This is a genomic window from Legionella sp. PC1000 (assembly GCF_014109805.1).
GTDB classification, from domain to species: Bacteria; Pseudomonadota; Gammaproteobacteria; order Legionellales; family Legionellaceae; genus Legionella; species Legionella resiliens.
This window is the reverse complement of the sequence record NZ_CP059400.1, coordinates 1,752,077-1,768,564: the sequence shown is the minus strand read 5'-3', so window position 1 is coordinate 1,768,564 and position 16,488 is coordinate 1,752,077. Positions and strand designations below refer to the sequence as shown.

Below are 16,488 nucleotides of genomic sequence, written 5' to 3'. Positions count from 1 at the left end.
GAAGCTGACTTAGAAGGCAATAACGTTGCTTTGCTGCCCCGATAAAATTGCTATTTATGGTGACCCTGTAGTTTCATTTTGATGAAGCATTTTCAACATAATATCTTTCCCCATAGCTTCAATCATTTTCATAAATAAGGGCGGGTTTTTCTCTTGTAAGCGGCGCAAATCGGAATAACGCCAATATAAAAAATCCACTGGTTCTCGTGAATGTATGGTAGTGCTGGCCTTACCGTCTCTAAAATAGCTCATCTCACCAATAAAATGATAAGGGCCTATCTCAATAATAGCCCCATCTACCTCAATATAAACCAAACCTTTGGTGATCAACATTAGGTTTTCTACAAGTTCTCCTTTAATCAGCATTCTTTTATTGCTGGAAGTACCTCGATAACTCAATTTTATAAGGCGAATAAAATCACTCGTTTGCATACTTGAAAAAAATAAATCTTTTATTTGTTGCAAATCATAAGGCAAGTCTCTAGGTATCATATCTCTTAACAAAATGCCAATCTGTACAAAATTAATCACTAATGATGCGATAGCCCAATATGCAACTGGAGGTACATCAGCCAATACGCCATAAAGCAAAAACGATAAATCCGATAGTATAAATATTGTACGAAGAAAGAGTACTTTTCTAAAGCAAAGACTCAAGAGCATTAAAATATTTCCCAAACTATACAGATAATCCAATTGCTTCCTCCTGTTCTTTGTTTAACCTAGAAAAACAGTAGAAACCCTAGTAAGCGAACTAAAGATCCTGAAGGAATTGGACTGTTTTAAAACAATCCGGCAAATTTGATACCTTTAGGTCCCGCAGCAGGTTTCAACTGCTTTTTCTAGGTTTATAATAATTGTAGAATAAAAAAGATTTGTAAGAGAAAAATTCTTGATAAATCCAGGAGATTGTATTGAGTTATAATGAAACTCACTTCTTTCCAAATCCAGAAACAAGTGATGACCAAGGTCTATTATTCATTGGCGGTGATTTATCACCCCAACGCCTACTTCAAGCTTATAAACAAGGAATTTTTCCCTGGTATGAGCCAGGAACCCCTATTCTCTGGTGGTCTCCAAATCCAAGACTCATATTAATTCCCAATGAATTTAAAGTATCCCGCAGTCTACAAAAATCATTAAAAAAGTCCTTCAGATTCACAATAGATACTGCATTTAAACAAGTAATTACTGCATGCGCTACGCGTGCTGAACGAATAAATAATACCTGGATAACAGAAGAAATGATTGAAGCATATACCCGTTTACATACCATGGGCTATGCTCATTCTTTTGAAATATGGTATGAAAATGAACTTGTAGGAGGCTTATATGGAATCAGTTTGGGCCATGCTTTTTTTGGTGAATCTATGTTTCACAAGATAACCAATGCTTCAAAAATTGCTTTTTATTATTTATGTAAAACAATGGTAGACTGGAACTTTGATTTTATTGATTGCCAAATTCCAACCAATCATTTACAAAGCCTAGGCGCTAAAGTTATCGAACGAAAAGAATTTCTTCACCTGTTATCCCAGTCATTAGAACACCCTACAAAGCAAGGCCAGTGGAATATCATTTTACCTTAATATTTCAAATAGCAACATCAGTGTACTATTATTATACGATATAGACATACCATTACCATTTCATCCTGTTATGGCTTCAATGATTGATAAGGTAGTTACATAACCCGGAGTAGTTGCCTATGGATTCAAAACAAAATAATGAATCAGGGTCTAAAGTTTCTATTATTTTTGGACAACTTAGCAGTTACCAATTACATGATATTTTGGATAACCATGGTGCCACAAAACAAGAAACTAAGGCTGTGTTTTTAATAAGAGATAATTCGGCAGGGATAATGACTGTTTCATATTACTCTCAAGAACACGAAATGGTAAAACATCTCCGATTGGGATTAACACATGATGGGTGGAAAATGGTTCCTAAACCACCTAAAGAGCCTGCATTTACAGATACCCTTGAAGTAAAAGCAAGATATATGCACGATAAAGCAACTTTTGATGAGGAAATGCGGTGCTTTCTCAATACGGCAAAGCGGCTATTTGAACAAAGCGTTACCCCAGAGCAGATTAAGACACTGAGCTTTGAATTACAAAAAAATGAATTTAATCTGCATGGGCTGATTAGACCCAGTCGTGCGCAAGCCAGTCAAGAGAGATACTATTTTGACTATGTCGGTGATGTATTTGTAGCTGAGAATATTCCTGGATTAGTTAAATAAGAGAGATTTTATTAATAGCTGAGTCGATAATGTCTGTAGTAAACCCATTGTGGAGCAATACAAATAATTAAATTTTAATGAGCTTAGATTGCCATTTTCTTCATTTTAGTGCAGTATACACGCAGTAAAGTATATAATAATAAACCTTAAATTTTGGTAGATTACTGAGAGACCTATGGCAAAAGAAGATCATATAGAAATGGCTGGAACGGTTATAGATACCTTACCCAACACCATGTTTCGAGTTGAATTAGAAAATGGGCATGTTGTCACCGCCCACATTTCTGGTCGTATGCGTAAAAATTACATTAGAATTTTGACTGGTGACAAAGTTAAAGTCGAATTAACTCCCTATGACTTGTCCAAAGGTCGCATTATATTCCGCGATAAAAACTAAGTAGCGCTTTTTTTCTTTACACCGTGTAACCTGAGAGACATCAAAAGCAAAATGTAGCTCGGGCTTGACATGGAAGAAGAAACATTGAGCCAGGCAAAAGCATCAAACCTGGAACGTGAATTAGGACTTTCCTCCTACTTATCAATTGAAGTCAAATCAAATATAGGATAAGCAATTAAAGAGGATAATTAGTCTTCAGAACTCTTGGAAATTTTATGTTGCAGCACTCGTAATTTGATTGAAAGCACAAACCAATTAGAGAACCTCAGTGCCGCGCGCTTTTGCTTCACCTAGGCTCTCATTCATATTAACACTATTACCGTGAACAGGTTCCTACAGCCACTCTGCTACAAATTTATAAGGCTTCAAATATTGCAGCAGCGCCCATGCCTGTACCAATACACATAGTGACCATGCCATATCGTCCTTTAGTTCTTTTTAACCCATGCAATAAAGTAGCTGTTCTTATTGCACCTGTTGCACCTAACGGATGTCCTAAGGCAATAGCCCCACCTAGAGGATTCACTTTGGTTCGGGGAAGATCAAGTTCTTTAATCACTGCCAAAGCTTGCGCTGCAAAAGCCTCATTGAGCTCTATCCAATCCAGCTGATCTAAAGTAATACCAGCTCGTTTTAAAGCAACTGGAATTGCTTTGATAGGACCAATCCCCATAATTTCCGGAGGAACCCCGGCGACCGCATAACTCAGTAATCGTCCTATTGGTTTCAAGTTATATTGGTGTAAAGCCTGTTCACTGGCCAATAAAGCAATACCGGCGCCATCACTAGTCTGTGAACTGTTTCCAGCAGTAACCGTGCCCTTTGCCGCAAAGACTGGTTTTAATTTAGAAATCACATCATAAGAAGTGTCGGCTCGTGGTCCCTCATCATCATTCACCCATTTCTTCTTCATGATTACTGTGGCATTTTCTAAATCTGCCTGTCTTAGGATAATTTCTACGGGACTGATCTCAGCTTTAAAGTCACCCTTTTGCTGTGCTGTTATTGCCTTTTTATGACTTTCAGCAGCAAACTCATCTTGTTGCTCGCGAGTAATCTCCCAACGTTTTGCAACATTTTCAGCAGTAATACCCATCCCGTATGCGATTGCGATATCGTCATTATTGAATATCACAGGATTTGCTGTATATTTATTTCCACCTAAAGGAACCATAGACATGCTTTCAACACCACCAGCGAGAGCCAAATGCATGTCTCCATTACGTATAGACTCTGCAACAGTAGCAATACTTTGCACCCCGGAAGAACAAAAACGGTTGATTGTCATTGCAGGAACAGATTGAGGTAAGTCAGCAAGTAATGCTGCGATACGCGCTACATTCATACCCTGCTCTGCCTCAGGCATAGCACAACCTATAACAACGTCTCCTATTTCCTGATGATCCACTGATGGATTACGTTCTATTAAATTTCTAATCACATGGGCTAATAAATCATCTGGTAAAGTATTCTTAAACACACCGCGTGGTGCTTTACCTACTGGAGTGCGTAATGCGTCAACTATATATACATTAGTCATTTTTCAAATCTCCCTTAGTTGCGTAACGGCTTGCCAGTTTCTAGTAAATGACTAATGCGTGCTTGAGTTAATTGCGATCCAGCAAGAGTTATGAAAGCTTCTCGTTCTAACTTAAGCATCCAGTTCTCATCAACAAATGTGTTTTGATTGAGATTGCCACCACAAAGTACTGTTGCCAGCTCCGTAGCAATGAAATAATCATGCTGAGAAATAAATCCACCCTCTAACCAATTAACCAAACCTGCCTGTAATCGTGCTTTACCTTCAATTCCAGCAATTTGAAACTGTTTCTTTAAAGGAGGCAAGTAATTTTCTGTATGCATAAAATTTACTTTAGCCAATGCAACATAGAGGACTTCATCAGCATTCATGACATAACGGTCCGTGCTTCGTAAATAGCCCATCTGCATTGCATCAGCAGCTGAACTTGCAACTTGCGCAGTGGCGATTTGTTGATAGTAACCCTGAAGAACTGCCATCAAATCGCCTTTAGGAGCCAGATGTGCAGCACGCATGGCCATTTCTTTACATCCACCCCCAGCAGGTATGACTCCAACGCCAAACTCAACCAAACCCGGATAAGCTTCAAAGGCTGCAACCACGGCATCGCAATGCATCATTAATTCACAGCCACCACCAAGAGCACGTCCTCTCAACGCCGCAACTGTTGGAATAGAACTATATTTCAAACGTAAAGCTACATGTTGAAATTGTGCAATCATAGTGTCCAAAGCCTGCATTTTCTTGTCCTTAATTAAATTAAGAACACCACGTAAGTCAGCGCCCGAACAGAAATTAGTCGCATCATGTTGATAAATAATTAACCCACGGCATTGTTTTTCCGCAGTTTCAACTGCAGCCTCCAATCCATCAAGAACAACTTGTCCCACAGTATTTGCTTTACTTTTGAAATTCACAACAGCTACATCATCTTGTAAATGCCATAAACGCACACCTTCATTTTCATAAATCACCGGTGTAGGATGAGCTGTTTCTTTAATAACCCGGTCAGTGAAGAATTGACGTTTGTACACAGGTAATTGGCTTCGTGGTTGATAATCATTCATCTGCGGCGAATATGCACCATTTTTAGTATAGAAAGCATCGATTTCAAAAAGCCATCCGGGCAATTGCGCTGTACTAAGAGAGGATTTTTCCTTCATTGCCTGATTAATATATTGAGTCATTTTTGCCAGGTCTGCTAATTGCCATGTTTCAAAAGGTCCTTGCATCCATCCAAAGCCCCAGCGAATCGCCAAATCTACATCTCGAACATTCTCTGCAATTGACTCTAGATGATAGGCACAATAATGGAATAAATCTCTGAAACATGCAGCCAAAAACTGTGCTTGCTTGTTATTCGAAGTAAGTAGATTTTGCATGCGTACTGCTGGATCAGAATTACCCATGATCGTTTTCAACTCATCGCTTACAACAGGTTGAGCCGGACGATAAGTTGATGTTCTAACATCATAAACCTCGATAATTTTGCCATTTTTTCTATAAATACCTTGGCCTGTTTTTTGACCTAAATGTCCCTCTTTAATAAGATTAAGCAGCCATTCTGGCAGTTTAAACGTATGATGCCATGGATCATCGTGTAACTGCTGCTGCATTGTGTGGATTACATGTTGCATGGTGTCGAGACCAACAACATCCATAGTGCGAAATGTGGCAGATTTTGGCCTCCCTAACAAAGGGCCTGTCAATGCATCAACTTCATCCAATCCCATATCCATAGAAAAAGCGTGATGCAAGGTTGTTAAGAGAGAAAATACGCCTATACGATTACCAATAAAATTAGGCGTATCTTTAGCGCGCACCACTCCTTTACCTAAATTACGAGTTAACCATGTTTCCAGTTTATCCACTAATTCCTTATCTGTAGTTTTCGCAGGAATAAGTTCTGCAAGGTGCATGTAACGTGGAGGATTAAAAAAGTGTACACCACAAAAATTCTTCCTATGCGCCTCAGGTAAAACAGAACATAAAGAATTAATACTCAAACCTGAAGTATTACTCACTAAAATAGAGTGTTCTGTTAAAAATGGAGAAATCCGCTTGTATAAATCTTCTTTCCAATCCAAGCGCTCGGCTATTGCTTCAATCACTAAATCGCATGAAGATAAATCAGCAAGATCCTGATCATAATTTCGTGCTTGCAACAATGTTGCAGTTTGGGCAGTAGCAAGAGGAACAGGTTTTAGCTTCCCTAAATTAGCTATTGATTTATCAATCAGTGCGTTTGGATTTCCTTCTTTAGATGCCAAATCATAGAGTAACGTTTCTATACCTGCGTTAACACAGTGCGCTGCAATCTGCGCACCCATAACACCAGCACCCAGAACTGCGACTTTTTTTATAAAAAAAGGTCCCTGCATTCTTTTTTCCTCGTTAATTAAATGTAGCCTGGGGTGAGGTGAATTGTAACCGGAGTTACGCCTCGCTTCACCCTTCAATTTGCTTAAATCGTATCCATTCACCAAAATTTTAAAAATCTTGGTGAAAAGTCAGATTTGAGTGCAGGTTGGGCGAAAGCCATTCTAAAAAAGCGCAGCATAGATGGCTATGTGAGCATTTTTTAGAATGGCTTTCGCCCAAGATGCACCAAATATGGCTTTTCGGTGAACTGTGCTAATAGTTACCTTAAATCAAGACAAATCAAAACGAATGCCTTGCGCTAAGGGTAGTTCATTTCCCCAATTTATCGTATTGGTTTGTCGACGCATGTATGCTTTCCAAGAATCAGAACCCGATTCACGCCCACCTCCGGTTTCTTTTTCTCCACCAAACGCACCACCAATTTCAGCACCTGAAGTCCCTATATTAATATTGGCAATTCCACAATCACTGCCCCAGGCACTTAAAAAATGTTCCGCATTTTTCAGGTTTTGGGTGAACATGGCAGAAGACAATCCTTGAGGTACATGATTTTGTAAAGCAATCGCCTCATCGATTGTCTGAAAAGGCATAACGTACAAAATTGGCGCGAATGTTTCTTCCTGTACAATTTCCCAATGATTTTTTATATTACATACCAATGTAGGCTGAACAAAAAAACCAGGACGCTGTACTGGTTCGCCGCCAAAAATAATCCGGCCGCCTGCTTCCTTAATTCGAGCTATTGCCTGATTAAATTGATGCACAGCCTGTTCATCAATAAGCGGTCCCATTAAATTTTTCTTATCTAAAGGATCACCAATTGTTATTTGCTCATAGGCAAAACGTAAACGTTCTACAACATAATCATACTTAGAATGATGAATAAATAAGCGTCGTGTAGAAGTACACCGTTGACCTGCAGTACCTACTGCTCCAAAAACAATGGCTGGGATTGCTAAATGAAGATCTGCTGATTCATCGAGAATAATTGCGTTATTACCACCTAATTCCAGGATAGTTTTACCTAATCGGGCAGCAACTTTTTCTGCAACCTTTTTACCTACAGCTGTTGAGCCAGTAAATGAAATAAGAGGGATACGTTTATCATTAACCATTTCCTCAACCACATCGTGGCTTTCTGGAATAATTAAACTAAATATTTCCGGACAACCATTAGCTCTTAACACATCATTGCAAATATGCTGAACCGCAATAGCACACAAAGGAGTCTTTGCTGAAGGTTTCCACAGAGTCACATTACCACAGATAGCAGCCAGGAAAGCATTCCAAGACCAAACTGCAACGGGAAAGTTAAACGCCGAAATAACGCCAACAATACCATATGGATGCCACTGCTCATACATTCTGTGTTGAGGACGTTCGGAGTGCATGGAATTACCATATAACATTCGTGATTGACCCACCGCAAAATCGGCTATATCAATCATTTCCTGAACCTCTCCGTCCCCCTCCTGCTTGGATTTGCCCATTTCAAGTGAAACCAAACTTCCCAATGCATCTTTATGTTCACGCAAGGCCTGGCCAATTTGCCTGATGATTTCTCCTCTTTTGGGAGCAGGAACTTTTTTCCATTCATGCGCAGCATGTTGAGCACGAGTCATTACCTCTTCATAATCGCGTAGAGTGCATGTTGCTATTTCTGCAAGTTTTTCACCATTTGCAGGGTTATAAGAGATTAGTTGATGCTCATGAACTCCACTTTGCCAACCTTGGCCACTAAAAGCGCCAGGATTAACTGCATGAATTTTCAAACGTTTTAATATGTCCATTAAATGTCTCCATAGTAACCCGGACTCACTAAAATATAATCCGGGTACAGTAACATGATATTTCTAGATTAAGCGTAATAGCGACCAAAACGATTTTCCAGTACTGAAGACAATTGGAATTTCTCTTGTAAAATCATTCCCTTATACTCATTCTCTTGCCCAAGCACTAAATCAACTACTGCACAAACACCAGAAGCAGTACTTATTTGAATTGCTGACCATTCCAAACCACAAATTTCTGCAGGATAAATCTTTTTCACATAATTTTTTTCGGTTAACTCGCCTCGTTTCATTCCTTCAACAGAAACATAAACAATCACAAGATCTTGATAAGTTTTAGGAATAGCATTTTCTAAAATTCGTTTTAATGTAGGTCTATCTTGGTTTAATCGCAAGTCGTTCATTAATAAACGCATCTTTGAACAATGGCCAGGATAACGCATTGTTTTATAATTCATGGTTTGTACTTTACCTGCATGTAATTCTGCCAAACTTCCCAATCCACCTGAGGTATTAAAAGCTTCATATTCACAACCATCGATTTGAATTGTTTCTAATCCTTCTAGAGGTGCTAAAGTTACTGCTTTTCCATATTTAATTGCATAACAAGGATTGCCGTATTCATTAATAACTCCATCAGTTGACCAAGTTAATGAATATTGGAGGGCATTATTTGCATTTTGAGGAAGAGCTCCGACACGTAATTTAACATGGTGACACTCTTCAAACTCATGCATTAAACTGTTTGCAGCGATGCTGATAAATCCGGGAGCTAACCCGCATTGAGGAACAAATGCAGTTTCTGCATCAAGAGCAATTGCTTTCACTGCTTCAGTCACCGCGGTATCTTCGGTGAGATCAAAATAATGTGCTTTGGCAGCTTTTGCAGCTTCAGCAACATAAGTATTTAGGAAATATGGAAGGCTTGAAATAACAGTCACAATACCATTTTTTTCCATATAAGCTTGGGTTGACTGCTGATCTCGAACATCTAAGGCTACAGTTTTAATTTTGGGTACTGCGTCCAACAGCCTTTTTACATCGGATCCATTAAAATCAATATCAACCAGATGAACTTGGTAAGAGCCGCTCTCTGATAATAAACAAGCGATTAAGCTACCAATTTTCCCTGCACCAGTAATCATTACATTATACATTTATCCCTCTCCCATTATAAAACGCAATCATCCTACACAAAATATTCAGAATTGGATAGTATTCTCTAAACTATGTGCGAAACAAAATGAGAATATTAAAATCGAGTTATTCTATTTTTTAATACATAATATTTAAAAGGACTATATTTTAAAAATTCTTGAATTCATAAAAGGAATTGTCATGAATAAATCGAAAAAGAAGCCCCCAAAATCTACTAAGAAAGCCCAGGCCCCCTTATTAACCGAATCAGAAAAATGCGACTATGAAGGGGTAAGTTTTGATAGATTATTCCATGCGATAATAAGCCAATTGTGTAACTGGTTATCCCCAGGAACACTCATGATGTCTTTTACAGATTGGCTAATCTATTTAATTTTTTCGCCGGCAAAGCAAATTGACTTAAATAAAAATGCACTCCAAAAACTAGGGCGTTTATTGTTATACATACAACAACAAAGCCAGGATAAATGTGAACCCTGTGTTGAAGTACGGCAAACCGATCATCGCTTTCAAAATGAATTATGGTCTCAGTATCCATTCAATGTTTATTCACAATCCTTTTTATTAACAGAAGAATGGTGGGAGGATGCTACAACACATCTTCGTGGAGTTTCCAACCATCATGAGAATATAGTTAATTTTGTAACACGCCAAATTCTGGACGTTTTTGCTCCATCTAATTTTCCTGGAACAAATCCTGAAGTAATTACTGCCACAATGAATGAAGGGGGCATGAATTTTAGCAAAGGATGGAATAATTTTATTGAGGACATCATCCGGAGACTGAATGACAAACCACCAGCGGGAAGTGATCAATATAAAGTAGGAAAGAATGTAGCAGTAACATCCGGGAAAGTTATTTATAGAAATCATTTAATTGAGCTGATTCAATATGAATCAACAACCTCAACAGTGCACCCAGAACCAGTCTTAATCGTCCCAGCCTGGATTATGAAATATTACATTCTTGATCTCTCGCCTAACAACTCCATGGTTAAATTCTTAGTAGATAAAGGGCATACTGTATTTATGATTTCCTGGAAAAATCCAACCTCTGAAGATAGAGACTTAGACTTTTCTGATTACGCAATACAAGGTGTGATGGATGCATTAAAAACAATTAATCAAATTATTCCGCAAAAAAAAGTTCATGCCGTAGGTTATTGTATTGGAGGGACTTTATTAACCATGGTTGCTGCAAAAATGGCAGCTGATAATGATGATCGATTAAAAACCATGACGCTGTTTGCAGCACAAACTGATTTTCAGGATGCAGGCGAATTGCAGCTATTTATCGATGAAAACCAACTTACATATATTGAAGATATCATGTGGGAAAAAGGCTATTTAGATGGTTCGCAAATGGCAGGGGCGTTTAATATGTTACGCTCCATAGATCTCATTTGGTCTCGTGTGGTATATGATTATTTATTGGGCAAACGCCAGACAGTAAGTGACCTAATGGCATGGAATTACGATGCGACCAGGATGCCTTATAAAATGCATAGTGAGTATCTGCGCAAGTTATTTTTAAATAATGATTTAGTTGAAGGACGATTTAAGATTCATGATCAGAACATTAACCTTGCCGATATCGAATTACCTATTTTTTCAGTAAGCACTATAAAAGATCACATCGCGCCTTGGAAATCGGTGTATAAAATTCATTACTTTATTGATAGCGATATTACCTTTGTATTAACTAATGCAGGGCACAATACAGGAATCGTTAATGAACCAGGGGACGATGGACGTAGTTATCAAATGCTCACCCATAAATTGGATGATAAACATTTGGCCCCTAACATTTGGTTAGAAAGGGCACCTCATTTTAAAGATTCGTGGTGGTCAGCCTGGGAAAAATGGCTTGCAGATTATTCTGGTACAAAAAAGAAACCACCTGAATTAGGCAATCCTGAGCAAGATATAAGACCGATTTGTGATGCACCAGGAACCTATGTTCTGAAAAAATAATAGTCACTAGTTCTGGACCCTGCAAGCAAGTCATGGGGAGTGGATGTACATAAAAAGGCCTACGTGCAGCAGCTTTTCCGCTGCATCCATGAATGGCACCGAAGCGGGATCCTGTACACAGGCCGCAAGACGTAGGCGGTGGTGATCTATTGCAAATCAATTTCATGTCATTAAAACACTCGCTTGCACTTCATCCGGATTAGGAGACAGATCAGTTATAAAATGTTTCACTAATTCTTGACCTGGATAAAGGACTCAATTATCTTATCGTTTTATAATTTTTTAACAACTCATGAAGCAAACCGCTTTAGCCAATTCTATCCCTTTGAGTTCATCAATTCGTTTTGGCTATGTTAAATACTTTTTTATATTTATAGCAGGCCTTCTGGCTCCTTTTGGTTTTGCCCCTTTCCATATACCAGGATTAGCACTGTTGAGTTTAGCCTTTCTCTATTCGAGCCTACAAAATTGCTCTGCGAAACAAGGCTTTTCACTTGGTTTTTTTTATGGGATAGGCTATTTCGGTTTTGGAGTTTCCTGGGTTATAGTCAGTATCCACGATTATGGCCAACTCAATTATTTACTTGCAGGATTAGTTACATTAATTTTCATTATGTATCTCGCGCTCTTCCCTGCCCTTGTTGCTTATTTTTATCAATTGCTTAAGTTTAAAAATCGACAATTGTTGTCTTTAACTCTATTTTGTGTCTTATGGTGCTTGAGTGAATACTGCCGTGCTACGTTATTTAGCGGTTTTCCTTGGTTATTGACAGGCACCGTGCTCATTGATACTCCCATTAAATACATCGCGCCTGTTTTAGGGATTTATGGACTCAGTTTTGTCTGTATTTTAATTTCTGCATTACTGACTTTAGCTGTGTCACAAAATACCAAAAAACGTTACCACTACTTGATCATAATTGTACTCATCATTTTGAGCCCAATACTTTGCAAAAATAGTTCATGGTCACAAATCAAACAAGAACCTATCAGTGTAGGCGCTGTTCAGGCTAATTTATCCATGCGCGATAAATGGGATGAAACCTTATTTTGGAATTTATTAAAATACTATGAAGATGCAATTAATAAACTCCTAGGTAAACAATTAATTATTTTGCCAGAATCCGCCATACCACTGCCTGCAAGTTATTTGGATAAATACTTATTTAAACTGAACAAAAAAGCTTTGAAGGCGAACAGCGCGCTTATGTTAGGCATTTTACAACCTACAAATGATAGTGAAACAAATTATTACAACTCGGTAATTACCCTTGGACAGGCAAAAGGGAAAAAGCTCAAACGCCATTTGGTTCCTTTTGGTGAATATATTCCCAAACCTCTGGTTACCATTAATCGTTGGTTGAGTTTACCTGAACCCAATTTATTACCAGGGAAAAGAAAGCAACCTCTAATTCGAATTGAAAACCATCCTATAGCAAGTCTCATTTGTTATGAGATTGCTTACCCCAATATTTTACGTGATCAAATGCCTAAAGCCCAATGGATCGTTTCAATTAGTGATAATGGCTGGTTTGGACACTCATTAGCCAGCTACCAACAATTACAAATGGCTCAAATCCTTTCCCTGCTTACAGGACGATATCAAGTGGTAGTCAATAATGACGGCTTATCATCAGTAATTGACTCAAGCGGAGATATAGTAGAAAGTCTGCCTCCATTTAGTTCTGGGCTATTGCAAAGTAGTATATTTCCTGCTGAAGGACTTACTCCATGGATTATTTGGTATGAGTATCCAGTACTCATATTTTGCACAATTTTTCTTTCTTTTGTACTTTTTATTCAACTTCGTCGCTTATTCCAGTAATAATCTATTGCTGGCAGACACAAGAGGAGTTATCCTTAGCGATTTAGAGTCACTTAAAAAATCGGACTATGGATAATACCTATATACCACAAGAAGTTGAGGAACAAGCTCAACAGTATTGGCATAAAAAACAATCATTTAATGTTTCAGAAGATTTAAACAGAGAGAAATTTTATTGTTTATCCATGTTTCCCTACCCAAGTGGGACATTGCACATGGGGCATGTTCGTAACTACACCATCGGTGATGTTATTGCCCGTTATCAACGTGCTTTGGGTAAAAATGTGCTTCAACCCATAGGTTGGGATGCATTTGGCTTGCCTGCTGAAAATGCAGCCATCAAAAACGGAATCCCTCCTGCTGAATGGACCAAAAAAAATATAGAGTCCATGAAAAAACAATTCTTACGTCTTGGTAATGCCTATGATTGGCGACGTGAAATTTGTACTTGTGCCCCAGAATATTATCGATGGGAGCAATGGTTTTTTATTCGATTATTCGAAAAAGGGTTAGTGTACAAAAAAAATGCCGTGGTAAATTGGGATCCTGTGGATCAAACCGTTTTGGCAAACGAACAAGTCGTCGATGGGCGCGGCTGGCGTTCTGGCGCTCTTGTGGAGCGGAAAGAAATTTCCCAATGGTTTATTAAAATTACAGCTTATGCTGACGAGCTCCTCAGTTCACTAGATACATTGGACGAATGGCCTGCACAAGTAAAACAAATGCAACGCAACTGGATAGGCCGCTCAACTGGAACCGAAATTCATTTCAATGTCAATAATTATCCCAAACGATTAAAAATATATACAACCCGCCCTGATACCTTAATGGGGGCAACCTACCTTGCAGTAGCAACGGATCATCCCCTTGCCAAGGAAGCAGCAAGTGCTCATAAGGAAGTCAAAGAGTTCATTGACAGTTGTCAAGGTACTAAAATGGCTGAAGCAGAACTTGCTACCATGGAAAAACGAGGTATTGATACGGGGATGTCGGCAGTCCATCCTATTACTGGTGAAGAACTACCGATATGGGTGGCAAATTTTGTGCTTATGCAATACGGTTCTGGAGCTGTAATGTCAGTCCCAGCACACGATCAAAGAGACTGGGAATTTGCACGCAAATACCAATTGCCTATTAAGGAAGTTATTAAACCTGCAAATGACAAAAAACATGACTTAAGCAAATCTGCTTATACCGAAGAAGGGACATTAATTAACTCAGGTCAATTTGATGGATTAAGCTCCTCCCAAGCAGTGGAAACTATAACCAGTTTCCTTGAGGAACATGATGCAGGAAAAGCAACAATTAACTATAGGTTGCGTGACTGGGGCGTATCAAGACAAAGATATTGGGGCACCCCTATTCCCATGATTTTATGCGAACAATGTGGTACTGTACCTGTTCCAGACGAAGATCTTCCAGTAATTCTTCCTGAAAATGTAACAATCACTGGAACCGGCTCACCCCTTGCTCAATGTCCAGAATTTGTTAACGTAAGCTGTCCCAAATGCGGTCAGGATGCATCTCGCGAGACAGATACTTTTGATACTTTTGTAGAGTCATCTTGGTATTATGCTCGTTTTGCATGTAAAGGTCAGGAAAATGCCATGCTTGATGATCGAGCAAAATATTGGACTCCTGTAGATCAATATGTGGGTGGAATTGAACATGCGGTAATGCATTTACTTTACGCTCGCTTTTTCCACAAGCTGATGCGTGATGAAGGTTTAGTGAATTCGGATGAACCATTTAAAGCGCTGTTAACCCAAGGGATGGTTTTAAAAGACGGACATAAAATGTCTAAGTCTGTGGGAAATGTCGTCGATCCCAATCATCTTATTGATACTTATGGAGCTGACACTGCACGCCTATTTGTTATGTTTGCTGCACCTCCTGAGCAATCATTAGAGTGGTCAGATACTGCTGTTGAAGGCGCGCACCGTTTTCTAAAACGCGTCTGGGCTTTTGCCCATCAGCATCAAAATATGTTCATTGAAATCAATGACATCATTCTAAGTGGCAATGGACATGTGAACTGGCAGCAAGTAGAAAGTCGGCTAAAAAAATCACGTCTTGTTGTGCACCAAACTCTCGCACAAGCGACACATGATTATGATCGAAATCAGTTCAATACAGTAGTTTCAGGCTGCATGAAGCTGTTTAATGAAATATCGAGCTATTCTATAGAAACTGAAGAAGATAAATTCTTTATTCACTCCAGCATGAGTATACTGTTGCGGTTATTGGCTCCTATAACACCACATATTACCCATCATATCTGGCAACAATTAGGCTTTGAAAAAGCAATTATTGATGCAAACTGGCCAAGAGTAGATAAAGGTGCCCTGAAAACTGATGAAGTGGATTATGTAGTTCAAGTTAATGGGAAACTAAGAGCTCAATTTACCGCGGCTGTAGATGCTGCAGAAGAAACATTAATTGCTGCAGCCAAAGAACATGTAAAAGATTTTCTGGCTGATAAAATAGTAAAAAAAGCAATCGTTGTTGCACACAGGCAATTAATTAATTTGGTTGTTAACTAATGAAGTATGGCCAATCTGGTGTTTCTAAAGTCCCGCATGGACTTCGCGTACAATTTGTGGGACTTGAACAACAAAAACATCAAATTGCAGTTTTACGCTGTCTAATACCGTTACTGCTCTTATTATTACTATCAGCTTGTGGGTTTCATCTACGAGGTATGGACAATGTCCCTGGATGGCTTAATAATGTAGCTATTATTTCTGAAAACGATGACAAACAATTCGTCTCAATACTGCAATCCCGACTGGAAGGATCCAATGTTGAAGTGAATCCTGATCCCTCTCGAGCACGATATTGGTTAATTGTTAATGAGGTTAACTTACAACAACAGATCATCAGTGTTGGAGCAAGTACAAATCCACGCCAATATACTTTAACTTTAACTGTAGTATTTGTATTGAAAACACGCGCAGGCCAAGTTATTAATGCTCCTGGTAGAATAAGTATTTCCCGGGAACTTATATTAAATAATAACAGAATTCTAGGTTCTAAAGATGAAGAAAGTATTTTAATTGGAGAAATGAAGCAAGATGCTGTGACCCAAATAATTTATCGACTTAGCCATCTGCAAGAACCTAACCTCAGAAAAGAGAACAGGTAGCGTGGGGTAAGAAAAAAACGACACTGCAC

Annotated in this window: 12 protein-coding genes; 7 read left to right on the top strand and 5 right to left on the bottom strand. The window is 38.7% G+C overall.

Annotated elements, in window-relative coordinates:
* Nucleotides 1-54: 54 nt before the first annotated feature.
* Nucleotides 55-696: a cyclic nucleotide-binding domain-containing protein gene (locus FOLKNPGA_RS07720; RefSeq protein ID WP_182352488.1), complete on the bottom strand. Its 642-nt coding sequence runs from the start codon at nucleotides 694-696 to the stop codon at nucleotides 55-57.
* 218 nt (nucleotides 697-914) lie between these two features.
* Here FOLKNPGA_RS07720 and aat point away from each other — a divergent pair, with 218 nt between their 5' ends.
* The 3 genes from aat to infA all read left to right on the top strand — a co-directional run bounded on the left by aat (nucleotide 915) and on the right by infA (nucleotide 2,645).
* Entirely contained in the window at nucleotides 915-1,589 is a 675-nt protein-coding gene (aat, locus tag FOLKNPGA_RS07715; RefSeq protein WP_182352487.1) for a leucyl/phenylalanyl-tRNA--protein transferase, read from the top strand.
* A gap of 119 nt (nucleotides 1,590-1,708) precedes the next feature.
* Nucleotides 1,709-2,248: a hypothetical protein gene (locus tag FOLKNPGA_RS07710; protein ID WP_182352486.1), complete on the top strand. Its 540-nt coding sequence runs from the start codon at nucleotides 1,709-1,711 to the stop codon at nucleotides 2,246-2,248.
* 175 nt (nucleotides 2,249-2,423) lie between these two features.
* Nucleotides 2,424-2,645 (top strand): translation initiation factor IF-1, encoded by a 222-nt coding sequence (gene infA, locus FOLKNPGA_RS07705; RefSeq protein WP_006872751.1) that lies wholly within the window; start codon nucleotides 2,424-2,426, stop codon nucleotides 2,643-2,645.
* 355 nt (nucleotides 2,646-3,000) lie between these two features.
* On the opposite strand, the gene FOLKNPGA_RS07700 is transcribed toward infA, so the two are convergent.
* The 4 genes from FOLKNPGA_RS07700 to FOLKNPGA_RS07685 form a co-directional block, all read right to left on the bottom strand.
* Complete coding sequence (locus FOLKNPGA_RS07700; RefSeq protein ID WP_182352485.1) at nucleotides 3,001-4,185, bottom strand: acetyl-CoA C-acyltransferase; 1,185 nt, start codon at nucleotides 4,183-4,185, stop codon at nucleotides 3,001-3,003.
* Between the two features lie 14 nt (nucleotides 4,186-4,199).
* The gene (locus FOLKNPGA_RS07695) at nucleotides 4,200-6,566 is read right to left on the bottom strand and encodes a 3-hydroxyacyl-CoA dehydrogenase/enoyl-CoA hydratase family protein (RefSeq protein ID WP_182352484.1); all 2,367 of its coding nucleotides are present in this window, start codon (nucleotides 6,564-6,566) and stop codon (nucleotides 4,200-4,202) included.
* Nucleotides 6,567-6,836: 270 nt separating this feature from the next.
* Entirely contained in the window at nucleotides 6,837-8,357 is a 1,521-nt protein-coding gene (locus FOLKNPGA_RS07690; protein WP_182352483.1) for an aldehyde dehydrogenase family protein, read from the bottom strand.
* 68 nt (nucleotides 8,358-8,425) lie between these two features.
* Nucleotides 8,426-9,514: a saccharopine dehydrogenase family protein gene (locus FOLKNPGA_RS07685; protein ID WP_182352482.1), complete on the bottom strand. Its 1,089-nt coding sequence runs from the start codon at nucleotides 9,512-9,514 to the stop codon at nucleotides 8,426-8,428.
* A gap of 181 nt (nucleotides 9,515-9,695) precedes the next feature.
* Here FOLKNPGA_RS07685 and FOLKNPGA_RS07680 point away from each other — a divergent pair, with 181 nt between their 5' ends.
* The 4 genes from FOLKNPGA_RS07680 to lptE all read left to right on the top strand — a co-directional run bounded on the left by FOLKNPGA_RS07680 (nucleotide 9,696) and on the right by lptE (nucleotide 16,459).
* Nucleotides 9,696-11,489, top strand: a complete 1,794-nt coding sequence (locus FOLKNPGA_RS07680; RefSeq protein ID WP_182352481.1) for an alpha/beta hydrolase — start codon at nucleotides 9,696-9,698, stop codon at nucleotides 11,487-11,489.
* Between the two features lie 292 nt (nucleotides 11,490-11,781).
* Nucleotides 11,782-13,314 carry an apolipoprotein N-acyltransferase gene (gene lnt, locus FOLKNPGA_RS07675; RefSeq protein WP_182352480.1) on the top strand — a complete coding sequence of 511 codons (1,533 nt, stop codon included), beginning with the start codon at nucleotides 11,782-11,784 and terminating at the stop codon, nucleotides 13,312-13,314.
* 68 nt (nucleotides 13,315-13,382) lie between these two features.
* Entirely contained in the window at nucleotides 13,383-15,857 is a 2,475-nt protein-coding gene (gene leuS, locus FOLKNPGA_RS07670; protein WP_182352479.1) for a leucine--tRNA ligase, read from the top strand.
* Entirely contained in the window at nucleotides 15,857-16,459 is a 603-nt protein-coding gene (lptE, locus tag FOLKNPGA_RS07665) for an LPS assembly lipoprotein LptE (RefSeq protein WP_255466070.1), read from the top strand. Before leuS ends, lptE begins: the two co-directional genes overlap by 1 nt.
* The last annotated feature ends 29 nt before the right edge of the window (nucleotides 16,460-16,488 follow it).